Here is a 25,484-nt window from a genome sequence, read left to right as displayed (position 1 = left end):
GGCGGGGGCCGCCTAGGCCGCGATCCGGCGGCGCTCCGCGGCGGCCGCGTTCATGGCCGTGGCGATCCCGCGCATCTCGTGGATCTGGAAGGGCTTGCGCACGAACAGGCTCTTCGGCACCGGCCGTCCGCCCGCCGGCGGCGCCACCGACGCGTAGACGACGGGCCTGTCCGCATGAGCGGCACGGAAGGCTTCCGCCACGTCCCAGCCGTCGATGAGGCCCGGCAAGGCGATGTCGGTGAGCAGCCAGTCGATCTCGACGCCGGACTTGCGCAGGATCGTCAGCGCCGCTTCCCCGCTCGACGCCTCGAGGACGCGGATGCCGCTCTGGCCGCAGATCAACCGCAACATCTCGAGCACCACGTAGCTGTCTTCGACGATGAGGACGCAGGGCGGGGACAACATTCGCGCGACCCTATTGTACACGAATAGAGTCGAGGCTAGTAACGTTAAAAATCCGTCAATCCCGTCGTCACGATTCGGAGCGCCGGCCCGAAAAGGCATCCTCGTGAGCGACCGATCCTCCATCGATCCCCGCCCGTCCGACGGCGCCGCCGTGGGCCCGCTCGACATCGCCATGCTCGCCGAGATGGAGGCGCTCCTCGGCCGCCAGCGGCTCCTCGTGCTGCTGGCCGATTTCCGGGGCGAGATCGTCCGCCTGCTCCTGCCGGACGGGCTCCCGCCGGACGTTCTGGCGCGCAACGTCCATGCGCTCACCAGTGCCAGCGGCATGCTCGGCTTCACGGCCCTGTCGCATGCCTGCGCCTCGATCGAGGAGGGGTGCCGGGGGCAGGCCGACGCGGACGGCCTCCGCCGCAGCGCGCGGAACGCCGGGCAGTCCGCCCTCGACGCCCTGGCGGGCGTGACCGCGCGCCTCGCCTGAACCGGGCTGTCACCGCGACGCAACATCGTCGGCGGAACACGGTCCCGCGCAAGTCTTCGCCCAGGCGCGGCCTCATTCGGGGCGCGTTCAGCGCCTCGCGGCCCGTTCGCGCCGCCGGATGAGCGCCATGCAGGTGCGCAACGGCACATCGGCGACGCCCGCGCCATGCATCGTCAAGGTTGACGGAACCTTCGCTTAACCCGTCCGGCCTAGACGGAACCTAGTCAGATCAGCGGTTTGCCCTCGAAGACCCTCCGCCGGCCTTCCGCACCGCCCGAGGAGAACGAATGATGCTCAAGACCGCAGGGACCCGCGCGCTCCCGCTCGTCGCGGCGCTTTGCGTCGCGCTCAGCGTCGCGGCGTGCACCAACGACAAGGATCTCGCCGACGCCTCCGCCTTCGGGGCGGGCGCCTCGACGCCGGGCAGCGCCCAGGACTTCGTCGTCAACATCGGCGACCGCGTCTTCTTCGAATCGGATTCCACCGACCTGACCTCGACCGCCACCGCCACCCTCGACAAGCAGGCGGCGTGGCTCCAGCGCTACCCGCGCTACACCTTCATCATCGAGGGCCATGCCGACGAGCGCGGCACCCGCGAGTACAACTTCTCGCTGGGCGCCCGCCGCGCCCAGGCCGTGAACGACTACCTCGCCTCGCGCGGGATCGCCTCGGGCCGCATGCGCACCGTCTCCTACGGCAAGGAGCGCCCGGTGGCGGTCTGCAACGACATCTCGTGCTGGTCGCAGAACCGCCGCGCCGTCACCGTGCTCGACCGCGGCGCCGGCTCCTGACCGGAACGCGGCGCGCCACTGTCACCGATTCCCTCGCGAGGGATGTCCGCCGTACTTTTGCCGTGCGGCGGCGCGCCTTATACCGGCGGCTCGATGCCGCCGGTCCGCGGTGGCCCCGCCGTCAGCCCCGGTCCCGACCCATGCCCCGCCGTCTGATTCTCGCGACCTGCCTCGCCCTCGGATTCGCAGCGCCCGCATCGGCGCAGGACGCCTCCGAATTCGTGGTGCGGCTCGGCCGCATCGAGAACCAGTCCCGGATGATGGCCGGGCAGATCGAGACGCTGCAATACGAGAACCGGCAGCTCAAGGAGCAGCTCCGCAAGTTCCAGGAGGATGTCGAGTTCCGCCTGAACGAGAAGGGCGGCGGCGCGCGGCCCTCCGGCGGCGGTGGCGGCGGCCCGGTCAATGGCGGCAATCCCGGCGCCGGCACGAAGCCCCAGAAGCGCGGCGACGCCTTCGACCCGGAGGCCAATCCCGGCAAGCCCGGCGCCCCGATGCAGCTCGGCACCACCACCCCGGCCCGGCCGCTCACCGGAGAGTCGCCCCCGCCCGTGGCGGCGACCACCCCGAGCCCGCGCCTGCCCCCGGTCGCGATCGAGGACGGCGACGACCAGGGCGAAGGCGAGCTGCCGCCCCCTGGCACAGGCGCTCCCATCGACCTGACGCCGCCCGCCCGCACCGGCGCGCTGACGCCCGCCGCGCGGCCGACCGGCAGCGTCGCCGCCACCGGCACGGGCGACGCCAAGGCCGATTACGAGATGGCCTATGCCTATGTGCTCCAGCGCCAGTACGAGCAGGCCGAGATGAGCCTGCGCCAGTTCATCCAGTCGCATCCGCGCGACGGCCTGGTGCCTGCGGCGACCTACTGGCTCGGCGAGAGCTACCTCCAGCGCAACCGCAACCGCGAGGCGGCGGAGCAGTTCCTGAAGGTCTCCACCGACTACGCCCGCTCGCCCCAGGCGCCGGAGGCGATGCTGAAGCTCGGCACCTCGCTCGCCGCTCTCGGCGCCCGCGAGCAGGCCTGCGCAACCCTGGCCGAGCTGGAGCGCAAGTTCCCCTCGGCCGGCGCCGGCGTCCGCCAGGGCGTCGCCCGCGAGCAGAAGCGCGCCCGCTGCGCCGCCTGAGCGACACCGCCGACGAGGATCCGCTCCGACGGGCGCTCGCGCCCTGGCTGGAGCCGGGGAGGGCGGGGGGTACGATCCTGCTCGCGGTCTCCGGCGGGCCCGATTCCACCGCGCTGATGCAGGCCGCCGCGCAGGCCGGCGCGTCCGCTCCGATCCATGTCGCCACCGTCGATCACCGCCTGCGGCCGGGCTCCGCCGAGGAGGCGGCGACCGTGGCCGCCGAGGCCGGACGGCTCGGGATGCCGCATCACCTGCTGGTGCGGGACGGTGCGCCCTTCGAAAGCGGCATCCAGTCCGCCGCCCGAGACGCCCGCTACGCGCTTCTCGCGAGCTGCGCGCGAGGGATCGGCGCCGGCCTGGTGCTGACCGGCCATACCCGCGACGACCAGGCCGAGACGGTGCTGATGCGTCTCACGGCCGGGAGCGGGCCGGGCGGCCTCGCCGGCATGCGGCGGGAGCGGGTCTTGGCGCCGGGCATCCGCCTCGGCCGCCCCTTCCTCGATCTCGCCAAGGCCGATCTCGTCGCGTGGTGCGAGGCGCGCGGCATCGCCTATCTGAGCGACCCGTCGAACGCCAATCCGCGCTTCGCCCGTGCCCGCCTGCGCGGCCTTCTGCCGAGGCTGGCGAGGGACGGATTGACCCCGGCCCGGCTCGCGAGGCTCGCTGAACGCGCCGCCCGCGACGAGGACGCGCTCACGGCAACGGCCCGCACCGCCTTCGAGACCGCGCTACACGCCGAGTCTCCCACGCTTTGCCTCGACGGGCAGGCGGTCGCGGCTCTGCCCGACGCGGTGGCCCTGCGCGTCCTGGCCCTGGCGATGGAATCGGCCGGCGCCGCCGGGCCGGACCGGCTCGAACGTCTCGAACGGCTCGCCTTCGATGCGATCCTGCCGGCGCTGCGCGAGGGCAGGGCGGTCCGGCGGACCCTGCGCAGCCTCGTGGTCGAGGCGACGCGCGCCGGGAAGATCGTCCTGGCGCCCGCGCCGCCGCGCCGCACGCTAACCAGCGATGCCGCAGGAGCGCCCGAGTTACTTGGCAAGGGTGCGGCCTCAACATACATTGGCGCGGAGCGTCGGCTTGAACGCCCGAGCACGGGCAGGGCGCCGGTGCTCCCCAAGGATTGATCGATGAACCCGAATTTCCGCAACTTTGCCTTGTGGGTCGTCATCTTCCTCCTCGTCCTAGCGCTCGTGACCCTCTTCCAGAATCCGGGTCATCGCGGGGGCGGGAGCGAGATCGCCTACAGCCAGCTTCTCAACGATGCGGATGCGGGCAAGATCCAGTCCGTCGTGATCTCGGGGCAGGATGTCAGCGGCACCTATGTCGGCGGCGGCAACTTCACGAGCTACGCCCCCATGGACCCGAGCCTCGTCTCGAAGCTCCAGGGCAAGGGCGTGCAGATCACGGCGCGTCCGCCGTCCGACAACACCCCGTGGTTCATCCAGCTTCTCGTGAGCTGGCTGCCGATCCTCGTCTTCATCGGCGCCTGGATATTCCTCTCGCGGCAGATGCAGTCCGGCGCGGGCCGCGCCATGGGCTTCGGCAAGTCGAAGGCCAAGCTCCTCAATGAGGCGCATGGGCGCGTGTCGTTCGACGACGTGGCCGGCGTCGAGGAGGCCAAGGAGGACTTGCAGGAGATCGTGGAGTTCCTGCGCGATCCGCAGAAGTTCCAGCGCCTCGGCGGGCGCATCCCGCGCGGCGTGCTGCTCGTCGGCCCCCCCGGCACGGGCAAGACCTTGATCGCGCGTGCCGTCGCGGGCGAGGCGAACGTTCCGTTCTTCACCATCTCGGGCTCGGACTTCGTCGAGATGTTCGTCGGCGTCGGCGCGAGCCGCGTGCGCGACATGTTCGAGCAGGCCAAGAAGAACGCCCCCTGCATCATCTTCATCGATGAGATCGACGCGGTCGGCCGCCATCGCGGCGCGGGCTTGGGCGGCGGCAACGACGAGCGCGAGCAGACCCTCAACCAGCTCCTCGTGGAGATGGACGGGTTCGAGGCGAACGAGGGCGTCATCATCATCGCCGCCACCAACCGGCCCGACGTGCTCGATCCGGCGCTGCTGCGTCCCGGCCGCTTCGACCGCCAGATCATGGTGCCGAACCCGGACGTCACCGGCCGCGAGCGCATCCTGCGCGTGCATGTGCGCAAGGTGCCGCTGGCCCCCGACGTCGACCTCAAGACCATCGCGCGCGGCACCCCCGGATTCTCCGGCGCCGACCTGATGAACCTCGTCAACGAGTCGGCCCTGCTCGCCGCGCGGCGCGGCAAGCGCATCGTCACGATGCACGAGTTCGAGGACGCCAAGGACAAGGTGATGATGGGCGCCGAGCGGCGCACCCTGGTCATGACCGAGGACGAGAAGCGGCTCACCGCCTATCACGAGGGCGGCCACGCCATCGTCGCCCTTAACGTGCCGGCCACCGACCCCGTGCACAAGGCGACGATCATCCCGCGCGGCCGGGCGCTGGGCATGGTCATGCAGCTCCCTGAGCGCGACAAGCTGTCGATGTCCTTCGAGCAGATGACCTCGCGGCTCGCGATCATGATGGGCGGCCGCATCGCCGAGGAAATGACCTTCGGCAAGGACAAGGTCACGTCGGGCGCCCAGTCCGACATCGAGCAGGCCACGCGGCTCGCCAAGATGATGGTCACGCGCTGGGGCTTCTCGCCCGAGCTCGGCACCGTCGCCTATGGCGACAACAACGACGAGGTCTTCCTCGGCATGTCCATGGGCCGCCAGCAGACGGTCTCGGAGGCCACCGCCCAGAAGATCGACGCGGAGGTCCGCCGCCTCGTCGAGACCGGCCTCGAGGAGGCCCGCCGCATCCTCTCCGAGCATGCCGACGACCTCGAGGCTCTGGCGCAGGGGCTGCTCGAATACGAGACGCTCTCGGGCGACGAGATCAAGAACCTCCTCGCGGGCCGCCCCCCGGTCCGCGACGGCGGCGACGTGCCGCCGTCGCCCGCGCGGGGCTCTTCCGTGCCCTCCGCCGGCCGTGGCCGCCCGCGAGAGAGCGACGGCAGCCTGGAGCCGCAGCCCCAGGGCTGAGGCGCGAGACCATCGAAGGAGAGGGCGCCTCAGGCGCCCTTTTTCTTGGGCCGGCCCGGCCCTCCATGAAGAGCGCCAGCAAGACCGACCCGCCTTCCCCTCTTCCCTTAGCGGGAGAGGGTGGCCCTCGCGTCGGCGAGGGGCGGGAGAGGGGAGCGCGCTATCAGGAGAGGTCGCTTCCTCTCCCGCCCCGCTTCGCGGGCCATCCTCCCCCGCAGAGGGAGGAGGAGAAGGACGCCGTTTCGCCGCGAACAGCAGTGATTCACCGTGCCCGAGAACGGTTCGGCAGTCGGCGCGCGATCGATGATAAGGTAGCGGCTGTTTCGCGCTCCCGATCGGACGGAGAGAGACGTGAGAAAATATTTCGGGACCGACGGCATCCGTGGGCGCGCCAACGGGGTCATCACGCCGGAGCTGGCGCTGAAGGTGGGGCAGGCCGCCGGCCTCGTGTTCCAGCGCGGCGACCACCGCCACCGCGTCGTCATCGGCAAGGACACCCGGCTCTCCGGCTACATGATCGAGACGGCGCTCGTCGCCGGCTTCACCTCGGTGGGCATGGACGTGCTGCTGCTCGGGCCGATGCCGACGCCCGCCGTCGCCATGCTGACCCGCTCCATGCGCGCCGATCTCGGCGTGATGATCTCGGCCTCGCACAACCCGTTCGAGGACAACGGCATCAAGCTGTTCGGGCCGGACGGGTTCAAGCTCAACGACGATGTCGAGCGCGAGATCGAGGCGCTGATCGACGCGGAGCTGCACAAGAAGCTCGCCGGGGCGCACGATCTCGGCCGGGCCAAGCGCATCGAGAGCGTGCATGCCCGCTACATCGAGTTCGCCAAGCGCACGCTTCCCCGCCACGTCACCCTCGACGGTCTGCGCGTGGTGGTCGATTGCGCCAACGGCGCCGCCTACCGCGTCGCGCCCGAAACCCTGTGGGAGCTCGGCGCCGAGGTCATCGCCATCGGCACGGAGCCGGACGGCTTCAACATCAACCGCGACGTCGGCTCCACCGCCCCCACCGCCCTGGTGAACAAGGTGCGGGAGCTGCGCGCCGATATTGGCATCGCGCTGGACGGCGACGCCGACCGGGTGCTCATCGTTGACGAGAAGGGGCAGGTGGTCGACGGCGACCAGCTCATGGCCGTGGTCGCCCGCTCCTGGCAGGAGGACGAGCGCCTGACGCAGCCGGGGCTCGTCGCCACGATCATGTCCAATCTCGGCCTGGAACGCTTCCTGGGCGGCCTGGGGCTGAACCTCGCGCGCACGGCGGTCGGCGACCGCTACGTGCTCGAGCACATGCGCGAGCACGGCTACAATCTCGGCGGCGAGCAGTCGGGCCACATCATCATGTCGGACTACGCCACCACCGGCGACGGGCTGGTGGCGGCGTTGCAGGTGCTGAGCGTGGTCAAGCGCTCCGAGAAGCCGGTGAGCGAGGTCTGCCACTGCTTCGATCCGCTGCCGCAGATCCTCAAGAACGTCCGCTACCGCTCGGGCGAGCCGCTGAGCCAGCCCGGCGTCGTCACCGCCATCGAGCAGGCCCGCGGCCGCCTCGGCAATGCCGGCCGCCTCGTCATCCGCCCCTCCGGCACCGAGCCGGTGATCCGGGTGATGGCGGAGGGCGACGACCGCAGCCTCGTCAACGAGGTGGTCGACGAGGTGGTCGACGCGGTCTCGCGCGTCGCTGCCTGACAGGGGCCGAAGGGGGCCAAGAGGGGCGGGGAGTCCCGCCCCGCAAGCTCCCCCGGCGATGCGAGTCAGAATTTCGAAAGGCTCAATCTTAACGTTAAGCGGGATTTAAGGTCTTCGGGCGATCCTCACTCCATCGTCTAAGCCGGGCTAAGATTCCGGCGCGTAAGTGAGTGAAGGAATTCTTATGTCCCGCACCAAGCTGACCCTCTTGGCGCGCTCCCTGACGCTCATTGCGAGCCTCGGCGCGCCGGCGATCGCCCACGCCGCGGACCTGCTGCCCCCGCCGCCCCCGCCGCCGATGCCCCCCCCGGTCGAGGTCGGCGGCGGCTGGTACCTGCGCGGCGACGTGGGCGCGAGCGTCTACGACCGTCCCAAGTATTCCGTCTCCGATCCGGCGAACGTCGTCTATCACGGCGTCGCCGAAAGCGGCGGCTTCTTCGCGGGCGTCGGCGTCGGCTATCAGGTCAACGACTTCTTCCGCGCCGACGTCACCGGCGAGTTCCGCGCCACGGATCTGCGGCTGAGCAGCTATAACGATTTCAGCTACCAGACCTGCGATGCGAGCCGCGGCTACAACGAGTGCTTCAACCGCAGCGGCCGCAACTACAACTCGACCAACGGCTACTACTCGGCCGGCGTCGTGCTCGCCAACGCCTATTTCGATCTCGGCACCTGGTACGGCGTGACGCCCTTCGTCGGCGGCGGCGCCGGTGTCAGCTTCAACCGCCTGTCGGGCTTCAGCGACTATGGCAGCACCGGCTTCGTCGATGCCCGCGCCAGCGGCACCGAGCGTTACAACCAGCCGGGCTCGCCGGGCGCGTTCAAGGAGAAGACCACGCAGAGCTTCGCCTGGGCGCTCCATGCCGGTGTCGCCTATGACGTGACCCCGAACTTCAAGGTCGAGCTGGCCTATCGCTACCTGAACATGGGCCGCGCCGGGACCGGCGTCCTCAACTGCTTCTGCGGCGACACCCTGGTGCCGCTGAAGGTCAAGAACCTCGAAGCCCACGACGTGAAGATCGGCCTGCGCTATCTCCTCGGCGGATTCGCCCCGCCGCTGCCGCCGGTCTACGAGCCGGGCCCGATCGTTCGCAAGTACTGATCCGCTCTACATTTCACGCTCGAGGCGGCACGGACCGAGGTCCGTGCCGCCTTTTTTCATGCGCCCGCTCCCACGGCATGAGCAGCAGCCCGCCGACCAGCCAGGCAATATTTGCCGATCTCAGCCGATTTGGCCGACCGTCTTGCGTGTTTACGTGGAAGATGGAGCAGGGGACACCGTTCTACTGAGACGGGACAGGCGTCTTCTTGTGCAGGCAACGGACCATTAAGGTTACTACGCTACGAATGTCCCATGGGAGGAACGGCGTTGCCGAGCCCGCCCCCTTCGAGGACGATTCTCCGATGCGTACCGTCACCGTCGCCCTGCTGGCCGGCCTCGGCTCCGCCCTGGCGCCCCTGATGCTCCCCGTCACGCTGATCGAGGCCCGCGCGGCCGATCTCGACTACGGCGTCCTGCGCGGACCCGAATACGAGCCCGCGCCGCAGGTCATCAATTGGAGCGGCACCTATTTCGGCGCCCATGCCGGCTACAGCTCGGCGGCGCTCGGCTTCCGCAACGTCTACCAGGAGATGGTGGCGAACTCTCTCCACGATACGACGGCGGAGACGAATTTCCGCGCCTCGACCCTGTTGAGGGCCAATCCGACTCGCATCGACAAGACCACCTTCGGCGGTTTCGCGGGCTACAATGTCCAGTTCGACGACGTGGTCTTCGGTATCGAGGCCGATTACTCGCGCTTCGGCAAGACCGGCTTCTCGTCGGACTCCATCGGCCGCACCGACGTCAGCAGCAACGGCGTCCTCGAAACGGTCTCCCTGAACGGCACCTCGTCGACTCGCATCACCGACTACGGCACGATCCGGGGGAGGGCGGGCTACGCCTTGGGCAACTTCTTGCCCTACGTCACCGGCGGCCTCGCGATCGGCCGGGCCCTCGTCACCGACAAGGTGACGTACCAGGATTACGGATACAATCAGTCGACCTACAACGCCAATCAGGCGCTCACGGCCGGCGCGTTACCGGCCCATGTGTTCAATTTCGGCTATACCTACTTCAACTCTTCGGCCCCGGACCAATCGACACCCGCGACCACGACGCTGGTCCGTGCCAAGACCAAGGTCGTCGCCGGCATCGCGCTCGGAGCGGGCGTCGAATACGCGCTCACGCAGAACATCGTCCTGCGCGGCGAGTACCAATACGTGCTGTTCAACGATTTCGACGGGCACAAGGTCAACCTGAACACGGTTCGCGGCGGCGCGGCCGTCAAGTTCTGAGCCGCTGACCGCCACCGGAGACCCGCCTCATGCCCCGCGCTTTCGCGACATCCTCACGTCCGCCCGCGAGCGGCGGCTCCCGCATCGTCCCGATGCTGTCCGGCGCGGCCTTCCTGGCGGGGATCGTCCTGGTGCCGGGCGTCGGCTCGGCGGAAGGCGGATACGCCCGCTCGGTCCCGTCCGCGCATCGCTGCGCCGCGCCGCGTCCGGGTTGCCATGCGCGCGGCCCGTCCATGCCGCCTGCGGTGGTGCGCGCCTACCTGCCGCGCAACGACGCGGTGCCGATGTATAACGAGCCGCCGCCGCGCTTCCCCGAGCGCTGAGGCCGGAGCCCGCCGCGCGTCAGCTTTCCAGCTCGCTGTCCCAGTACAGGTAGTCGAGCCAGGTGTGGTGGTACTGCCGGTGGTCGAACTCCGGCTGGCGGTGATGCAGCTCGTAGCGCGTCGGCCGGCGCGGCGGCTGGGCCAGCGGCATCTCCGCCTCGTCCGGCGTGCGGTTGGCCTTGCGCAGGTTGCAGGGCGAACAGGCGGCGACGACGTTCTCCCAGCTCGACAGGCCGCCGCGCGAACGCGGCACCACATGGTCGAAGGTCAGGCCGCCCGAGGGCAGGCGCAGGCCGCAATACTGGCAGGCGAAGCCGTCGCGCAGATAGATGTTGTAGCGGGTGAAGGCGGGGCTGCGCGCCAGCGTCACGTAGCTCTTCAGCGCCACCACGCTCGGCACCCGGAGCACCCGGCTCGGCGAGCGCGCCTCGACATCGTAGCTCGCCACCAGCGTCACCCGCTCCAGGAACAGCGCCGTGAACGCGTCCTTCCAGGACCAGAGCGAGAGCGGGTTGTAGGAGAGCGGCCGATAGTCCGCGTTGAGGACGAGGGTTTGGAGATCCATCATCGCAGGCCCCCCGTCGGACAGGCGGCACGATGAAGACGATCGGCGCCGTGACCACGATCGGAAAAGCGGGTGGACCCCGGCGGCTCGCCGGACGTTCGTCCGGCTGAGATCACCGGCCCGTTCCGGCGCCCGGACCAGACCGTCCGGAGCGCCTCCTCGACATGTCGAGACGAAAAGGCCCTGTCCATTGAGGCTTAGTCTAATATCAGCGTGACACGCTTGTGAAGGTGCGCGGCGACGCACCCACATGGAAGCGCCGCCCGCGCCCCTTCGGCGCCCGGCGCGGGTGGGCATGGGGCGCCTTTCGCCTTATGGAACGCACGCCCGGCGCGGGACTTGCCCCATCGGCTTGCCCCGACGGCCGGACCGGAACCTCCCCATCGCCCGGCGCGCCTCGGGCTTGCGCTCCAGGCCGGCGTCGACCGGCGAGCGCGCGCAGCGGATCAAGGATGCCGATGACGCCACGTCCGTTCCCGACACGACGCCCCTTCCTGCGCGGCCTGCCCGTCGCGCTCGTCCTCTCGGCGATGATCGCCGCCTGCCTCGGCCCCGTCGCCGCGCTCGGCCAGACCGCGCCGCCGGCCGCCGCGAAACCCGCCGCCGCCGCGCCCGCGTCCCAGGACAAGGCCGCTCCGGCGCCGGCCGAGGCGAAGCCGGCGCCCCCGAAGCCCGACATCTCCGAGCCGCTGAAGGAGGTGCGCGCCAAGCTCGACGCCGCCAAGGGCGACCTCGCCCAGCGCGAGAAGGATCTCGGCCGCCCGGATCTCACGGGCGCAGACCTCACCCGCATCCGCGACGGCGTCACCCCGGTGGCCGACGAGATCCGCGGCATCATCGAGCGTCTCAACAGCCCGCTCGAATCGGCGCGCGAGCGCCTCACCCAGCTCGGCCCCAAGCCCAAGGAGGGCGAGGAGAGCGCCGAGATCGCCAAGGAGCGGGTCGAGCGCGAGGCTGCCGTCACGCAGATCGACGAGACCCAGAAGCTCGCCCGCTCGCTCCTCGTGCAGAGCGACCAGATCGTTGACCGCGTCTCGAACCGCCGGCGCGCGGCCTTCACCAAGGGCCTGTTCGAGCAGTCGCAGGCGCTGGCCGCGCCGGGCCTGTGGTCGCGGGTGGCGGAGGACCTGCCGCGCGACCTGCGGGCGCTCCAAAGCGCGGTGTCCGACATCGCGCTGCTTTTCAGCCGGAACGGCACCATCTGGAACCTGCTGCTGCTCGGGCTCGCCTTCGGCGTCTTCTCGGCCCTGTATTTCGGCCGGCGCAACATCGCGCCGCGCTACGGCCACCGCGACGATTCCGTCGCCGAGCCGGACCGGCGCAGCGTGCTGCTGGCCGCCTGGCGGGTGCTGCTGCTCGGCACCGTGCCGGCGGTGATCGGCAGCTACGCCATCTACTACGCCCTCGACGCCACCGATCTGCTGCCCTCGCGCCTCCTGCCGGTGGCGGCGGCGGTGACGGGCGGATTCGCTTTCGTCGCCGTCGTCGAGGCCCTGTGCGACGCGCTGGTGGCGCCCGACCATCCGAAATGGCGCCCGGCCCCCGTCACGGACGCGGCGGCCGGCAGGCTGACGACGCTGGCGGTCAGCATCGCCACGGTGATCGCGGTGGTGAAGGCCATCGAGGCGCTCAACTCCGGCATCTCGGCGGCGCTGCCGGTCTCCATCGCCACGCGCGGCATCGGCGCCGTCGTCACCGGGCTGATCCTGGCCATCGGCCTGCACCGCTTCGCCGATTCGGCCGAGCACGAGGAGGAGGAGAACTGCTTCGGCCCCTATGTCGCCCCGCAGGCGTCGAGCGCGCTCGGCGGCCCGGCGCGGCTCGTCGGCTGGGCGGCGGTGATCGCCGTCTGCGGTGCGCCCCTCATCGGTTTCGTCGCCTTCGCGGCCTTCCTCGTCGACCAGCTCGTCTGGAGCGCCAGCGTGCTGGTGCTGCTCTACCTGCTCGCCCAGAGCGTCGACACCTTCGTCGGCGGGGCGCTCAAGGAGAACACCCGCTTCGCCACCACGCTCCAGGCCAATACCGGCCTGCGCAAGCGTTCCCTGACCCAGATCGCCGTGCTCTCGACGGGCGCCCTGCGGGTGCTGCTCATCGCGACGGCGGCCCTGCTCGTGCTGGCGCCCTGGGGCCTCGATTCGACGGACATCTTCTCCTCGATCCGCACGGCCTTCTTCGGCTTCAAGGTCGGCGACGTCACCGTCTCGCCCTCGACCATCGTGTTCGGCATCGGGATCCTGATCCTCGGGATCTTCATCACGCGGGCGGTCCAGCGCTGGCTGGAGAACACCTACCTGCCGGCCACCGAGCTCGACGCGGGGCTTCGCAACTCGATCTCGACGATCAGCGGCTATTGCGGCTTCCTGCTCGCCCTGGCGATGGCCTTCTCCTATCTCGGCCTGAGCCTGGAGAAGCTGACCATCGTCGCCGGCGCGCTCTCCGTCGGTATCGGTTTCGGCCTCCAGTCGATCGTGAACAACTTCGTCTCCGGCCTGCTTCTGCTCTGGGAGCGGCCGATCCGCGTCGGCGACCAGGTGCTCATCGGCGACAGCGAGGGCATTGTGAAGCGCATCTCCGTTCGCTCCACCGAGATCCAGACCTTCGACCGCTCGGCGGTGATCGTGCCGAACTCGAACCTCATCTCGGGCGTCGTGAAGAATCGCGTGCGCGGCGACCGCGCCGGCCGCGTCTCGATCACCGTCAGCGTCCTCCGCAACCAGGACCCGGTGCGTGCGGCGGAGCTGATCGAGGGCTGCGCGCGGGCGCATCCCGACGTCATGAAGGAGCCGGCCCCGCGGGTCGTCTTCCGCAAGATCGGCGACCCCTATCTCGAGTTCGAGCTGCTCGCGACCATCGTCGATGTCGGTCTCGGCCTGAAGGTGCAGACGGACTTGAACTTCGCGGTCTTCAGGACCTTATCTCAGGCTGGGCTGATCCCGCCCATGGGCACGCCCACCAGCATCGTCACGGTGCAGGGGCTCGATTCCATGCAGAACGCCATCGGCGAGATGGCCGGCGTGTTCGGCAGGCAGGGCAGGGAGCAGACCGGCACGGAGGTGCCGGCGGATCGCGACGAGGATGCGGCCGAGGCCGAGCCGATGCGTTCGGCCGCGCCGCGCGAGATCGGCCGGCGCAGCGCCGGGGCGAAGAACGTCTGAGGCGGGAGCGGGGAGGTGAGGGTGGTATCGGGTCGCGGATCGGCATCGAGGCGGCGGGCTCTGGCCCTGATGGCGGCCTGTGCCGGCGCGGGGCTGCTGTCGGCCTGCGCGACCAGCGACACCATGACCACCTCGGCGCTGCCGAGTCTCTATTGGCCGCTCACCACCAGCACCGCGCAGCTCGACGCACCGGCCGCGCGCGACATGATCTCCGCCTACCGGAAGGGGCGCGGGGAGACGGCCCTCGTCATCGACCCGGAACTCCAGCGGCTCGCGGAAGCGGAGGCCGCCTCGATGGCGTTGGCCGACCGGCCGAGCAAGGCGCAGACCGTGCGCACGGCGGTGGAGCGGCTCGGCTACGGCTCCGCGCAGGCCAATCTCTCGGCCGGCTATCACACCCTGGCGGAAGCGTTCTCCGGCTGGCGCGACAGCCCGCCCAACAACGCGGTGATGCTGTCTCCGAACGCCACCCGCATGGGCATCGCCACCGCCTACGCGCCGAACTCCAAGTACAAGGTCTACTGGGCGCTGCTCGTCGCCCGGTAACCGAGGGACGGTCTCACGCCGCCTCCGCCGCGAGGTCTCCGCGGTGGGTGTGGGGTAGGTAGGCGATGAGCATCTCGCGCACCAGCGAGGAGCTCTTCTGGTCGCGGATGAGCAGGATGCCGTCGATGATGAGCGAGCGCGACACGTCTTCCTCCTCGCGCTTGACGTGCAGCTTGTCGGCGATGGGCAGCGCGACGAGGTTGGCGACCAGCGCGCCGTAGAGGGTGGCGAGCAGCGCGGTCGCCATGGCCGGCCCGAGCTTCGAGGGGTCGGACATGTTGGCGAACGCCGCCACCATGCCGAGGAGGGTGCCGATCACGCCCCAGGCCGGGGCGCAGTCGCCGAAGGCCCGGTAGATCTTCGAGCCCTCGTCGAGATGCATGAGGAAGGTGTCGCGGTCGCGCTCCATGGTGTCGCGAATGAAGGCGCGGTCGTAGCCGTCGGCGATGTAGCGCGCGCCCCGAGCCAGGAACGGGTCGGAAATCTCCATGCTTTCGAGCGCGATCGGGCCCGACTTGCGCACGGCGTCGGCGATCCTGGCGATCTCCTCGATCAGGTCGTGCGGCTTTCCCGCGCGCATGGTGAAGGCGTAGCGCAGGCCCATCGGCACGCCGTGGGCGATGGTCGAGAACGGGAAGCGGATGATCGTGGCCATCACCGAGCCGCCGAAGATGACGATCACCGCATGCTTGTCGAAATAGGCGGCGAGGTTGCCGCCGTCGATCATGATCAGCGTGAAGACCACGCCGATGCCCCCGACCAGACCGACACCGGTTGCGAGATCCATGACCGGACTGCCTGACGCTTTGAACTGACGCGACGCGAAGGCGCGTCCGCAAAGCGGGACGTCGCGGCTCGCAGCGTAAGCAATCACGCTGAAGCAAGCGTGAAGATCGGGCCGCCGGACACGGAGGCGTCATGCGCCGTTCAGGCACGCCGGGCCAGATTGCGTGGGCTGACAGGGGTTTCGCCGAATCGGGCGGGACCTCGCGACGGCGCGGCGAAGGCCCCGGACAGGAGGGCCGCGCCGGGGCGGGTTTCGGAGCGCGACATGTCCCTCGTTCGTCTCTACGCGCGCGTGCTCGGCCTGCTCGGGCCGGAGAAGCGCCTGGCGATCGGCCTCGCGGTGGCGAACGTGGCGCTGGCGGTCACGGCCTTCGCCGAGCCGCTGCTCATGGGCCGCATCATCGACGAATTGACCCATCTCGCGCGCGGCGCCAACGCCTTCGCGACCATGGTGCCGCTGATCGCGGCCTGGGTGGCCTTCGGCTTCTTCACCATCGCGGCCGGCGTCGCCATCGCCCTCCATTCCGACCGGCTCGCGCATCGCAGCCGGCTCGCGGCCATGGCCGGCTATTTCGAGCATGTGCTCGACCTGCCCGTGGCCTTCCACTCCGCCAACCATTCCGGCCGCGTGCTCAAGGCGATGCTGGAGGGCACCAACGGCATGTCCTGGCTCTGGCTCGGCTTCTTCCGCGACCATTTCGCGGCGCTGGTCTCGCTCGGCGTGCTGCTGCCGCTGACCCTGTTCGTGAACTGGCAGCTCGGCTCGATCCTCGTCGTCCTCGTCGTGGTGTTCACGGCGCTGACCACCTTCGTCCTGCGCCGCACCGAGACCCTCCAGGGCGAGGTCGAGGCCTATCATTCGGGCCTGGCTGCGCATGCCTCCGACGCGCTCGGCAACGTGGCCGTCATCCAGTCCTTCACCCGCGCCAAGGCGGAGAAGGAGGCGATGCACGACATGATCCACCGCCTGCTCGCGGCCCAGATCCCGGTGCTGTCCTGGTGGGCGCTCGCGGCCGTCGCCACCAAGGCCTCCGCGACCCTGACGATGACGGCGGTCTTCGTCACCGGCATCCTCCTCTACCAGAACGGCCAGACCAGCGTCGGCGAGGTGGTGGCCTTCATGAGCCTCGCGACCATGCTGGTCGCGCGCCTCGACCACGTCGTCTCCTTCGTGAACGGCCTGTTCCAGCAGGCGCCGAAGATGGCCGAGTTCTTCGAGGTGCTCGACACCGTCCCCGCCGTGCGCGACCGCCCGAACGCCAGGCCCGTCGCGCGGCTGACCGGCGACGTGAGCTTCGAGAACGTCGCCTTCTCCTATGACGGCCGCCGCCGGGCGCTCGACGGCGTGTCCTTCACAGCGCGGGCCGGGGAGACGGTGGCGCTCGTCGGCACCACGGGGTCGGGCAAGTCGACCACGCTCGGCCTCCTGCACCGCAGCTTCGACCCGGCCGAGGGCGCGATCCGCATCGACGGCACCGACATCCGCGACATCGGCCTGTCGTCCCTGCGCCACAACATCGGCGTCGTCTTCCAGGAGCCGATGCTCTTCGCCCGCTCGATCCGCGAGAACCTCCAGGTCGGGCGTCCCGACGCCACCGATGCCGAGATGATCGACGCCCTCGAGCGCGCCCAGGCCGGCGAGTTCCTGGCCCGCCAGTCCGACGGGCTCGATACGGTCATCGGCGAGCGCGGCCGCTCGCTCTCCGGCGGCGAGCGCCAGCGCCTGTCCATCGCCCGCGCGCTTCTCAAGAACCCGCCGGTGCTGATCCTCGACGAGGCCACCAGCGCCCTCGACGCCACCACCGAGCGCAAGCTCCAGGCGGCGCTCGAGGAGGTGATGCGCGACCGCACCACCTTCGTCATCGCCCACCGCCTCGCGACCATCCGCGACGCCGACCGCATCCTCGTCTTCCACGAGGGCCGGATCGTCGAGGAGGGCACCTTCGACGAGTTGGTGGCCGAGGACGGCCGCTTCGCCGAGCTGGCGCGGGCGCAGTTCATGGCGACGGCGAACGACGGCGCCGTCGCGCTGGCCGCCTGACGACCGGCCCGGAGTGGGCTCCGCAGACGTGGCTCCCGGTTCTCCGTCCGGGCAGACGGCACATAATGGCCGAGTAGCTGTCGGACGTGTCCGATACCAATTTCCGCCTGATGCGTTCGGCCACGCGCCTCTTCCCTCCCCCTTTGCGGGGGAGGGTGGCCCTCGCGTCAGCGAGGGTCGGGAGAGGGGAGCGCGCTGTCCGGAAACGGCGCTCCCCTCTCCCGACCCGCTTCGCGGGCCACCCTCTCCCGCGGAGGGGAGAGGGGGCGCAGGGCGCCGGAAGACGCCGAACGCAGCGACCGGACACCGTATGAAAGCGCCTGACAGACTCGGGACGCGGCAAAGGAGCGGCCCTCGCTTCCGTCGTCGCGCCTCCAGAAAACGGCCCGCGTCCCTCGCGGGAGGCAGGCCGGGGCAGGGGGAGTCGAAACCATGGGATGCGAGGGCCAAAGTCCGGGAAGCCCCATCGGGTTCCACGGAGGCGGCCGACGATCCCGCCTCACCCCTCCCGTGTGCCGGCCTGGGCCTTGCGCGCCTGCATCCTGGCCTGCTGACGGCGCCGGCGCGCGGCGATCACCGTGCCGTTGACCTCTCCGCCGAAGAGGAACATCGCGGCGAGCCAGTACAGGAACACGAGGAACACCATCGCCGTCGCCAGGCCGCCATAGGTGGAAGCATAGGCGTTGGAGAAGCGGTCGAGATAGAAGCCGAAGCCGAGCCCGGCGAGGAACCACAGCACCAGGGTGGCGCCGATCCCCGGCAGCACCGAGACGAAGGAACGGCGCCCGGCGGCCACGAACTTGTGGGCGATGACCAGGGTGAGCGCGATCAGCAGCGCCGTCACCCCGATCCGCCCGATGGCGACGGTCAGGCTCAGGGGCTCGAGCCCCGGCGCCACGGTGAGGAGATTGCGCCAGATCAGCGGGCCGAGCACCACAAGGAACGCGAAGGCGAGCATCGCGAAGGCGCCGCAGACCACGAATCCGATGGATTCGAGCCGCGTCAGCCACCAGGGCCGCATCTCGCGAAGCCCATAGGCGCGGTTGAGACCGACGCGCAGGCTCTCGACCCCCGAGGAGGAGAAGTAGAGCGCGAAGACGGCGCCGAGCGTCAGCACCCTGCCGCGCTGCTCGGTGAGCACCCGGTGGATCTCGCCGACGATGGGCTGCGCGACCTCCCGCGGCCAGGCGTCGAAGATCAGGCTGCCCGCCTCGTCGGCGAGCGACTTGGTGCCGAACAGGCCCGCCAGCGCCGCGAGCAGGATCAGGAACGGAAACAGCGAGGTCAGGATCGAGAGCGCGATATGGCTCGCGATCGCCCAGCCGTCATGGGCGACGAAGCGCTGCGCTGCGAGCGCGGTGATGTCGAGGACAGTCTTCAAGGGTCTCATGCTTCAAGGGTCTCTCGGACGCACGAACGTCATGGCCTCGGAGCGCTCATCCCGTCATCGCCCTAGCACCGCTTCCCCCGCGACAGGGGCGATCGGCGCCTCCGGCGTCAACGTCGCGAACGAGGCGCGGGCATGGTTCGCGCGGCACTGGGTGATCCTTGCAACGCTCGTCGATCCGGCCGCCGCATGGGCGCCACGCGGCGGAGGCGATTGCCAGCGGCGCCCCGCCGTGGTCGACAGCGCCGGCCATGCCCCCCGCGACACCGACGCAGCCTCCTTCCCGCCGGCCCGACCTCGCGGCGTTCTCCGCGCCGCTGTTCGTGTTCATATGGGCGACCGGCTTCATCGCCGCGCGGTTCGTCGTGCCCTATGCCGAGCCGCTGAGCTTCGTCGCGCTGCGCGTGGCGGCGGTCTCGGCGGTGCTCGCGCTCATCGCCGTCGTGGCCGGCGCGCGCTGGCCGCGCAGCCCGCAGGGCTGGCGGGACGCACTGATCGCGGGGGTGCTGATGCAGGGCCTCTACGTCGCCGGCGTGTTCTGGTCGATCAATCGCGGCCTGCCGGCCGGGATCGCGGCGCTCGTGGGCAGCCTCCAGCCGCTTCTGACGGCGATGCTGGCGCGTCCGCTGCTCGGCGAGTTCGTGAGCGGGCGGCGCTGGCTCGGCATCGCGGCGGGCTTTACAGGCACCGCGCTGGTGCTCGCCCCGAAGATCGGCGCCACCGGAGCCGCAGGCATCCCGCCGACGGCGCTCGCGGCCTGCCTCGGCGCGATGGTGGCGATGACCCTCGGAACCCTCTGGCAGAAGCGCACGGGGGGCGGGGCGGACCTCATCACCAATGCCTGCATCCAGTTCGCCGGGGCGACGCTGCTGACGGCGCCGCTGGCGCTCGCCACGGAATCGGGCCGCTTCGAGGTCGGCGCGCCGCTGCTTCTCGGCATGACATGGTCCGTGCTCGGGAATTCCGTCGCGGGCATCCTGCTGCTGCTCTGGCTGATCCGGCGCGGGGCGGTGGCCGGTGTCGCCTCGCTGCTGTTCCTGGTGCCGCCCGTGTCGGCCGCCATGGCCTATGTGCTGTTCGGTGAGTCGCTGGCGCCGATCCAGTTGCTCGGCATGGCGGTGGCCGCCGCCGGAGTGGCGCTGGCGAACCGCGCCTGAGGCCGCTCGAAGAATATTGAATGCACGGGTGAATTCGCCACTTCGCAGCGCAAAACCTCTACTGCGCCGGCGAAGCGGCCTATAAAGAGCGTTCCGAAAGCCGTCTTTCGAAGAGAGTCCGTTCATGTCCGCTTCCGCCGCCGTCGACGCCGCACCGCAGGACCTGCTCACGCTCGCCCGGCAGGCGGGCGAGGCCGCCAAGGCGCTTGTCGCCGAGGCGACGCGCCGGGTGCGGGCCAAGGTCCTGTCGCCGGACGGCAAGCTCTCCGCCGAGAAGCTCGAGATCGAGCAGCACGCCGCCCACGGCCTGTCCTGGCTCGCCACCTATGGCGAGGCGGTGCGCGAGCTCGGCGCCTACGCGGCGCGGCTCAGCGAGAACGGCAGCTTCGGCGAGACCGAGGCGCTGCTCGTGCGGATCGGCATCGGCGAGTATCTCGACCAGATGTTCGGCGGCATCCCGATGAGCCAGGGCGAGATCGTGCGCCCAACGACCTCCCTCGGCCTCACCGCCCGCGAGCTCGCCAAGTTCCGCACCGAGGCGGTGGAAGCGATGATCGCCTCCGGCAACACCCCGGAGAACCGCGCCGCCCTCGTCGCCAAGATCCGCGAGGGCGGCGGCTCGGCCACCATCGGCAATTCCGGCCTCGACGAGGACATGGAGGCGATCCGTTCCGAGATGCGCCGCTTCGCCAAGGCCGAGGTGGTCGAGCAGGCTCAAGGCTGGCACCGCGAGAACGCCTACATCCCGATGGAGATCATCGAGAAGATGGCCGAGCTCGGCGTCTTCGGCCTGACGATCCCCGAGGAATACGGCGGCATGGGCATGCCCAAGGCCGCCATGTGCGTGGTCTCGGAGGAATTGTCGCGCGCCTATATCGGCGTCGGCTCCCTCGGCACCCGCGCCGAGATCGCCGCAGAACTGATCCTCGGCGGCGGCACCGAGGAGCAGAAGCAGCGCTTCCTGCCGAAGCTCGCCTCGGGCGAGATCCTGCCCACCGCCGTCTTCACCGAGCCGAACACCGGCTCCGACCTCGCCTCGCTCCGCACCCGCGCGGTGAAGGAGGGCGACGTCTGGAAGATCACCGGCAACAAGACCTGGATTACCCATCCCGTGCGCGCCGACATCATGACAGTGCTGGTGCGGACGAAGCCCGAGGAGAAGGGCCATCGCGGCCTCTCCATGCTCATCGCCGAGAAGCCGCGCGGCGACGATTCCGACCCCTTCCCCGTGAACGGCCTGTCCGGCGGCGAGATCGAGGTGCTCGGCTATCGCGGCATGAAGGAATACGAGCTGGCCTTCGAGGGGTTCGAGGTGCCGGCGGCGAACCTGCTCGGCGAGGTCGAAGGCAAGGGCTTCGCCCAGCTCATGCAGACCTTCGAGTCGGCCCGCATCCAGACGGCGGCCCGCGCCATCGGCGTGGCGCAGTGCGCGCTCGATCTCGGCCTGCGCTACGCCGAGGAGCGCATCCAGTTCGGCAAGGCGCTGGTCAACTTCCCTCGCGTCGCCGACAAGATCGCGATGATGGCGGTGGAGATCAACATCGCCCGCCAGCTCACCTACTTCTCGGCCCGCGAGAAGGACGAGGGCAAGCGCTGCGATCTCGAGGCCGGCATGGCCAAGCTGCTCGGCGCCCGCGTCGCCTGGGCGGCGGCGGACAACGCTCTCCAGATCCACGGCGGCAACGGCTTCGCGCTGGAATACACCGTGAGCCGCGTGCTCTGCGACGCGCGCATCCTCTCGATCTTCGAGGGCGCCGCCGAGATCCAGGCCCAGGTCATCGCCCGGCGCCTGCTCGAAACGGTCTGAGGCTCACGAAAAAGCCCTCCCCGGCAACGGGGAGGGCTCTTTATACGGCGCGGGGATCGGCGCCTTATCGTGCATCACTTCGTGATCTTGACGTTCACCGGGTCGCTCGACGGAAACGTCTCCTCCAGCGCCTCATCGAGGCGCTTGCTCATCTTGTCCTGACGGTTCTCGGGATTGGCCTTGTCGCCCGTCCCGGCGGCGGGCTTGCGGTCGTGCGGGGGCACGGTCTTGCGGTCGTCGGCCATGTCGCGGCTCCTTGAAACGCGGGGAGCGCCCTGGGGCGCCTGTCGCAGATCAACGCGAGCCGGCGGCGGGTGTTTCCATCCGCGGTCAGGCGGGTGCGCCGGCCTTGGCCGCGATCATGCCGGCGGCCTCGCTCGGGGAGCGCGAGACCGCGTCGCGCATCACCGTCGCGTAGACCTCGGCGAGCCGGTCGAGATGCGCGTCGATGGAGAGGGGGGAGGCCCAGTAGCGGGCATGCGCGGCCCGGCCCATGCGCTCGGCGAGCCCGCCCTCGGACAGGCTGCGCAGATGGGCCGCCAGCGCATCCGGATCGCCAGAGCGGAACCAGAAACCTGTCTCGCCGTCCTCCACCGCCTCGCGGCCGGCGCAGGCGTCGCTGACGATCACCGGCGTGCCGCAGGCGAGCGCCTCGTAGACGGTGAGCGGCTGGCCCTCGTACCAGACGCTCGGGAAGACGAGGGCGCGGGCTTCCCGCATCAGGGCCTGCACGCCGGCCCCGTCGCGCCAGCCGAGCATCACCGCTTCCGGGTAGCGCGCGGAGAGTTCGGCCGCCTGCGGCCCGTCGCCCACGAAGACGGGGCGCACGCCGGCCCGGCGCGCGGCCTCGGCGAAGATCGGCGCGCCCTTCTCCGTGGAGACGCGGCCGACGAAGAGGAAGTCGCCGGGCTTGCCCGCCTTCGGCTCGCTCCTCGCGACGGAGATCGGGTTGTTGACCCGGTGGAACTGCGTGGTGCGCGGCAGGTAGGGAACGACGGCGCGCTCCTGCAACGCGCTGATGGTCACGACGTGCGAGAACAGCTCGCGCAGCCCCGCGACATGGTCGAGCCCGGCATGGCGCACCACGCGCAGGAGCTTTCGCGGATAGGAGCGCGCGTCGCAGTTCGTGGCGATGCAGGCGCCCGACATCGGCACGCGCCGGCAGATCTCGGCCTTCGGGTACTCGTAGAAGCCGCCGTTCGGGCAGACGAGGAAGAACTCGTGCATCGTGTAGAGCAGCGGCAGGCGCGAGCGGCGGAGCGCCGTACCGATAGAGGGCGAGAGCGCCTTGGCGAAGGCGTGGACATGCACCAGCGTCTCGCGCGGATCGCACCCCGCCAGCAACTCGGAGAGCCGGGCGGAGGCCGCGCGGTTCCAGATCGCCTGGACGGCGAAGGCGAGCTTGTTGCGGGTCGTGGCGATGTCGTCCTGCCCGAGGCAGACCACCCGGATGCCCGCCGCCTCGAGCCTGGGATCGGCGGGGCCCACGGCGGCGAAGAGCGTCACCCGGTGTCCGCGCCCGGCGAGCCCCAGGGCGGAGTCGATGGCGACCTTGGCCTGGCCGCCGTTGACGAAGGCGTGGTCGGCGACGAGGACGATATGCACGGCGCGAAAGACCTTCCGGGCTGAAAGCCCGTCGACGTTTACCGGAATGCAGTTGATCGCCCCTTAAGCCTCGGGCACGGGCCCGCTTCCGCGCGCGCCGCGAGGGAAGAGGCCGGCGCCATGCATGTCGTCATCCTGGCGGAGTTCGCCTCGGCCACGGGGGGAGCCGAGAAGGTCGCCGTCGAATCGGCGCGCGGCCTCGCCGAGATCGGCCTCGACGTCACCTTCATCCAGGCCGTCGAGGGCCCGGTCGACCCGCTGCTCGACCATCCCCGCATCCGCCGGATCGGCCTCGGGCTCGCCGACATCTGGACCCTGAAGCTGCTGCCGGCCGCCGCCGCCGGCATCTGGCACGGGGAGGCGGCGCGGCGGCTCGCCGTGGCGCTCTCCGAGTTCGAGGAACCGGCCGACTGCATCCATGTCCATCAATGGACGCGCAGCCTGTCGCCGAGCGTGTTTCCGCTGCTGATGGAGATCGGCGTGCCGGTGCTGCTCACCCTGCACGACTACTTCCTCGCCTGCCCCAACGGCGTCCATTACCGCTACGACAGGGCCGAGCCCTGCGCGCTGAAGCCGATGTCGGGCGCCTGCCTCGCGGCGGCTTGCGATTCGAAGAGCCGCGCGCACAAGCTCGTGCGCGTCGCCCGTAGCGCCGCGATGCGGATCGCGCTCGGAGCGCGCCGGCTCGACGTGGTGCATGTCTGCGACGCCAGCGTCGCGCGGGTCTCGGCCATGCTGCCCGGCTACGACCTGCGCCATCACCGCATCGACAACCCTGTCCGGGTCGGGCCGGACGCGCCGGCCGATCCGGGGGCAGGGGACGCCATCGCTTATGTCGGCCGTCTCACCCGCGAGAAGGGCGCCGACCTCGTCGCGGAGGCCGCGCGGCGGGCCGGGATGCCGGCCCTGTTCATCGGCACCGGCCCCCTGGAGGAGGAGCTCGCCGGCCGGCCCGGCGTCGAGATGCTCGGCTGGCGGAGCCCCGCGGAGGTCGAGACGATCCTGCGCGGGCGGGCGCGGGCGCTCGCGGCGCCGTCGCGCTGGTTCGAGACCGGGCCGCTCACCGTCTACGAGGCCCTTGCCGCCGGCATTCCAGTGGTCGCCTCGAACCGTTCCGGCGCGGCGGAGAAGGTCGTCGACGGCATCACCGGATTCGTCGCCGCCCCCGAGGTCGAGTCGCTGGCCGCCGCCTTCTCTCGGTTGCGCGATCCCGAGCTTGCCGCCGCCATGGGACGGGAGGCCCATGCCCGCTTCCGCGCCGCGCCGATGAGCCTCGCCCGGCACGCCGCCTCCCTGCGGGACCTCTATCGCAGCCTGATTCCCGGTCCGCTCGGTGCGGCGCAACATCGGGCAACGATCGCGTCGCAAAGCGGGCCCATTCCGAATTTCGGCTGATATTCCAAACAAGGCAATCGCGAAGCCGACTGGCAATCATCGCGCTTGTCCGCCGTGAAGACGATCGACTGCCGAAAGTGACCGGGCCTTTCCCGCAAGGAACGATCGCGGGCGTTTCGATTTGACCGGCTCCGACTGTTCGCCCTATTTTCCGAAGCCGGCAGTGGATTCAATGTCGCGTCGCCGTTTTCCGTTGCCGCCCCTTGCACGATAGTCGCCTGCGTCGCCTTGACATTCATGTTGCGTCGCAACATAACGCACCCGCAATCGCCGGGGCGGCCGTCGCGCCGGCAGGGTTGCTTCCTTCCAGGAGACGATGACGATGACGCAGGCCTTTCAGATCCCGACCGAGCTGCGCGACTTCGCCGAGAAGAGCGTCGATCAGGCGCGCGCCGCGGTGGATACCCTGATGGGCAACGCCGTGAAGGCTGCCGAGCAGGCTCAGTCGACCGGCCAGACCTTCCAGACCAGCCTCCAGACGGCCGTCGCCAAGGGCTTCGACTTCGCCCAGACCAACGCCAACGCGACCTTCGATTTCGCCCACAAGCTGGTGCGCACGAAGGATCTCAAGGAGGCGTTCGAGCTGCAGTCCGAGTTCGTCCGCAGCCAGGTCGCGGCCCTTCAGGCCCAGGCCAAGGATCTCGGAAGCATCGCCCAGTCGGCGGCGCGCTGATCCGACGGACACGGCGCGGCTCTCACCGCCGCGCCGCATCCCTCGTCTCCGGCTCACGAGCCGGGACTTCGACCCGACGCCTCGATGAAGTGTCCGCCCCGCGGTCGGACCGAGGTGTGAGCCCGCGACGGACGCATCCTCGACCGGACAGTGCCGCCGCCCACACC

22 protein-coding genes are annotated in these 25,484 nt (G+C 70.1%); 16 read left to right on the top strand and 6 right to left on the bottom strand.

Going from position 1 to position 25,484, the window contains the following annotated elements:
• Positions 1 to 12 precede the first annotated feature (12 nt).
• Positions 13 to 405, bottom strand: coding sequence for a response regulator (locus tag ACP56T_RS03285; protein ID WP_430910679.1), 393 nt, complete (start codon positions 403 to 405; stop codon positions 13 to 15).
• Positions 406 to 508: 103 nt separating this feature from the next.
• On the opposite strand from ACP56T_RS03285, the gene ACP56T_RS03280 reads away from it, so the two are divergent.
• The 9 genes from ACP56T_RS03280 (at position 509) to ACP56T_RS03240 (ending at position 10,200) form a co-directional block, all read left to right on the top strand.
• Complete coding sequence (locus ACP56T_RS03280) at positions 509 to 883, top strand: Hpt domain-containing protein (RefSeq protein ID WP_430910678.1); 375 nt, start codon at positions 509 to 511, stop codon at positions 881 to 883.
• A 290-nt stretch (positions 884 to 1,173) separates the two neighbouring features.
• A complete protein-coding gene (gene pal / locus ACP56T_RS03275) occupies positions 1,174 to 1,674 on the top strand; it encodes a peptidoglycan-associated lipoprotein Pal (RefSeq protein ID WP_430910677.1) in 501 nt (166 codons plus the stop codon).
• A 140-nt stretch (positions 1,675 to 1,814) separates the two neighbouring features.
• Positions 1,815 to 2,798, top strand: coding sequence for a tol-pal system protein YbgF (gene ybgF / locus ACP56T_RS03270; protein ID WP_430910676.1), 984 nt, complete (start codon positions 1,815 to 1,817; stop codon positions 2,796 to 2,798).
• Entirely contained in the window at positions 2,795 to 3,922 is a 1,128-nt protein-coding gene (tilS, locus tag ACP56T_RS03265) for a tRNA lysidine(34) synthetase TilS (protein ID WP_430910903.1), read from the top strand. The genes ybgF and tilS overlap by 4 nt, the downstream gene beginning before the upstream one ends.
• Positions 3,923 to 3,925: 3 nt before the next feature.
• On the top strand, positions 3,926 to 5,848 hold the full coding sequence (gene ftsH / locus ACP56T_RS03260) for an ATP-dependent zinc metalloprotease FtsH (RefSeq protein ID WP_430910675.1): 1,923 nt from the start codon (positions 3,926 to 3,928) through the stop codon (positions 5,846 to 5,848).
• A 351-nt stretch (positions 5,849 to 6,199) separates the two neighbouring features.
• Complete coding sequence (gene glmM / locus ACP56T_RS03255) at positions 6,200 to 7,540, top strand: phosphoglucosamine mutase (protein WP_430910674.1); 1,341 nt, start codon at positions 6,200 to 6,202, stop codon at positions 7,538 to 7,540.
• A 184-nt stretch (positions 7,541 to 7,724) separates the two neighbouring features.
• On the top strand, positions 7,725 to 8,642 hold the full coding sequence (locus ACP56T_RS03250) for an outer membrane protein (protein ID WP_430910673.1): 918 nt from the start codon (positions 7,725 to 7,727) through the stop codon (positions 8,640 to 8,642).
• A gap of 302 nt (positions 8,643 to 8,944) precedes the next feature.
• Entirely contained in the window at positions 8,945 to 9,877 is a 933-nt protein-coding gene (locus tag ACP56T_RS03245; RefSeq protein ID WP_430910672.1) for an outer membrane protein, read from the top strand.
• 29 nt (positions 9,878 to 9,906) lie between these two features.
• The gene (locus tag ACP56T_RS03240; RefSeq protein WP_430910671.1) at positions 9,907 to 10,200 is read left to right on the top strand and encodes a hypothetical protein; all 294 of its coding nucleotides are present in this window, start codon (positions 9,907 to 9,909) and stop codon (positions 10,198 to 10,200) included.
• A 19-nt stretch (positions 10,201 to 10,219) separates the two neighbouring features.
• Here the strand turns inward: ACP56T_RS03240 and ACP56T_RS03235 are convergent, their stop codons facing one another.
• Entirely contained in the window at positions 10,220 to 10,768 is a 549-nt protein-coding gene (locus ACP56T_RS03235; RefSeq protein WP_430910670.1) for an HNH endonuclease, read from the bottom strand.
• A gap of 455 nt (positions 10,769 to 11,223) precedes the next feature.
• Here ACP56T_RS03235 and ACP56T_RS03230 point away from each other — a divergent pair, with 455 nt between their 5' ends.
• Together ACP56T_RS03230 and ACP56T_RS03225 are read left to right on the top strand one after the other, a co-directional pair.
• Positions 11,224 to 13,920 (top strand): DUF3772 domain-containing protein, encoded by a 2,697-nt coding sequence (locus tag ACP56T_RS03230; protein ID WP_430910669.1) that lies wholly within the window; start codon positions 11,224 to 11,226, stop codon positions 13,918 to 13,920.
• A 69-nt stretch (positions 13,921 to 13,989) separates the two neighbouring features.
• Positions 13,990 to 14,466, top strand: a complete 477-nt coding sequence (locus tag ACP56T_RS03225) for a CAP domain-containing protein (RefSeq protein ID WP_430910668.1) — start codon at positions 13,990 to 13,992, stop codon at positions 14,464 to 14,466.
• 13 nt (positions 14,467 to 14,479) lie between these two features.
• On the opposite strand, the gene ACP56T_RS03220 is transcribed toward ACP56T_RS03225, so the two are convergent.
• On the bottom strand, positions 14,480 to 15,253 hold the full coding sequence (locus tag ACP56T_RS03220) for a motility protein A (RefSeq protein WP_430910667.1): 774 nt from the start codon (positions 15,251 to 15,253) through the stop codon (positions 14,480 to 14,482).
• Between the two features lie 264 nt (positions 15,254 to 15,517).
• Between ACP56T_RS03220 and ACP56T_RS03215 the strand changes: the two genes are divergently transcribed.
• Entirely contained in the window at positions 15,518 to 17,293 is a 1,776-nt protein-coding gene (locus ACP56T_RS03215) for a glucan ABC transporter ATP-binding protein/ permease (protein ID WP_430910666.1), read from the top strand.
• A 499-nt stretch (positions 17,294 to 17,792) separates the two neighbouring features.
• On the opposite strand, the gene ACP56T_RS03210 is transcribed toward ACP56T_RS03215, so the two are convergent.
• Positions 17,793 to 18,683, bottom strand: a complete 891-nt coding sequence (locus ACP56T_RS03210; protein ID WP_430910665.1) for a YihY/virulence factor BrkB family protein — start codon at positions 18,681 to 18,683, stop codon at positions 17,793 to 17,795.
• A 248-nt stretch (positions 18,684 to 18,931) separates the two neighbouring features.
• Here ACP56T_RS03210 and ACP56T_RS03205 point away from each other — a divergent pair, with 248 nt between their 5' ends.
• A complete protein-coding gene (locus ACP56T_RS03205) occupies positions 18,932 to 19,837 on the top strand; it encodes a DMT family transporter (RefSeq protein WP_430910664.1) in 906 nt (301 codons plus the stop codon).
• Positions 19,838 to 19,961: 124 nt separating this feature from the next.
• Positions 19,962 to 21,644 (top strand): acyl-CoA dehydrogenase family protein, encoded by a 1,683-nt coding sequence (locus ACP56T_RS03200; RefSeq protein WP_430910663.1) that lies wholly within the window; start codon positions 19,962 to 19,964, stop codon positions 21,642 to 21,644.
• Between the two features lie 74 nt (positions 21,645 to 21,718).
• Here ACP56T_RS03200 and ACP56T_RS03195 read toward each other — a convergent pair whose 3' ends face one another.
• Positions 21,719 to 21,889 (bottom strand): hypothetical protein, encoded by a 171-nt coding sequence (locus tag ACP56T_RS03195; RefSeq protein WP_430910662.1) that lies wholly within the window; start codon positions 21,887 to 21,889, stop codon positions 21,719 to 21,721.
• Positions 21,890 to 21,974: 85 nt separating this feature from the next.
• Positions 21,975 to 23,249: a glycosyltransferase family 4 protein gene (locus ACP56T_RS03190; protein ID WP_430910661.1), complete on the bottom strand. Its 1,275-nt coding sequence runs from the start codon at positions 23,247 to 23,249 to the stop codon at positions 21,975 to 21,977.
• A 120-nt stretch (positions 23,250 to 23,369) separates the two neighbouring features.
• On the opposite strand from ACP56T_RS03190, the gene ACP56T_RS03185 reads away from it, so the two are divergent.
• Complete coding sequence (locus tag ACP56T_RS03185; RefSeq protein ID WP_430910660.1) at positions 23,370 to 24,644, top strand: glycosyltransferase family 4 protein; 1,275 nt, start codon at positions 23,370 to 23,372, stop codon at positions 24,642 to 24,644.
• Positions 24,645 to 24,966: 322 nt separating this feature from the next.
• On the top strand, positions 24,967 to 25,317 hold the full coding sequence (locus ACP56T_RS03180; protein WP_430910659.1) for a phasin: 351 nt from the start codon (positions 24,967 to 24,969) through the stop codon (positions 25,315 to 25,317).
• The last annotated feature ends 167 nt before the right edge of the window (positions 25,318 to 25,484 follow it).

Source organism: Methylobacterium endophyticum (assembly GCF_050591105.1).
Lineage (GTDB): Bacteria > Pseudomonadota > Alphaproteobacteria > Rhizobiales > Beijerinckiaceae > Methylobacterium.
Note: the sequence above shows the minus strand (reverse complement) of the source record. Positions and strands in the feature narration are given on the sequence as shown.

Coding starts and splice junctions, on each gene's coding strand:
- ACP56T_RS03285 (WP_430910679.1), bottom strand. CDS start 405: ATGTTGTCCCCGCCCTGCGTCCTCATCGTCGAAGACAGCTACGTGGTG.
- pal (WP_430910677.1), top strand. CDS start 1,174: ATGCTCAAGACCGCAGGGACCCGCGCGCTCCCGCTCGTCGCGGCGCTT.
- ybgF (WP_430910676.1), top strand. CDS start 1,815: ATGCCCCGCCGTCTGATTCTCGCGACCTGCCTCGCCCTCGGATTCGCA.
- ftsH (WP_430910675.1), top strand. CDS start 3,926: ATGAACCCGAATTTCCGCAACTTTGCCTTGTGGGTCGTCATCTTCCTC.
- ACP56T_RS03250 (WP_430910673.1), top strand. CDS start 7,725: ATGTCCCGCACCAAGCTGACCCTCTTGGCGCGCTCCCTGACGCTCATT.
- ACP56T_RS03245 (WP_430910672.1), top strand. CDS start 8,945: ATGCGTACCGTCACCGTCGCCCTGCTGGCCGGCCTCGGCTCCGCCCTG.
- ACP56T_RS03240 (WP_430910671.1), top strand. CDS start 9,907: ATGCCCCGCGCTTTCGCGACATCCTCACGTCCGCCCGCGAGCGGCGGC.
- ACP56T_RS03235 (WP_430910670.1), bottom strand. CDS start 10,768: ATGATGGATCTCCAAACCCTCGTCCTCAACGCGGACTATCGGCCGCTC.
- ACP56T_RS03230 (WP_430910669.1), top strand. CDS start 11,224: ATGACGCCACGTCCGTTCCCGACACGACGCCCCTTCCTGCGCGGCCTG.
- ACP56T_RS03225 (WP_430910668.1), top strand. CDS start 13,990: ATGGCGGCCTGTGCCGGCGCGGGGCTGCTGTCGGCCTGCGCGACCAGC.
- ACP56T_RS03220 (WP_430910667.1), bottom strand. CDS start 15,253: ATGGATCTCGCAACCGGTGTCGGTCTGGTCGGGGGCATCGGCGTGGTC.
- ACP56T_RS03215 (WP_430910666.1), top strand. CDS start 15,518: ATGTCCCTCGTTCGTCTCTACGCGCGCGTGCTCGGCCTGCTCGGGCCG.
- ACP56T_RS03210 (WP_430910665.1), bottom strand. CDS start 18,683: ATGAGACCCTTGAAGACTGTCCTCGACATCACCGCGCTCGCAGCGCAG.
- ACP56T_RS03205 (WP_430910664.1), top strand. CDS start 18,932: ATGCCCCCCGCGACACCGACGCAGCCTCCTTCCCGCCGGCCCGACCTC.
- ACP56T_RS03200 (WP_430910663.1), top strand. CDS start 19,962: ATGTCCGCTTCCGCCGCCGTCGACGCCGCACCGCAGGACCTGCTCACG.
- ACP56T_RS03195 (WP_430910662.1), bottom strand. CDS start 21,889: ATGGCCGACGACCGCAAGACCGTGCCCCCGCACGACCGCAAGCCCGCC.
- ACP56T_RS03185 (WP_430910660.1), top strand. CDS start 23,370: ATGCATGTCGTCATCCTGGCGGAGTTCGCCTCGGCCACGGGGGGAGCC.
- ACP56T_RS03180 (WP_430910659.1), top strand. CDS start 24,967: ATGACGCAGGCCTTTCAGATCCCGACCGAGCTGCGCGACTTCGCCGAG.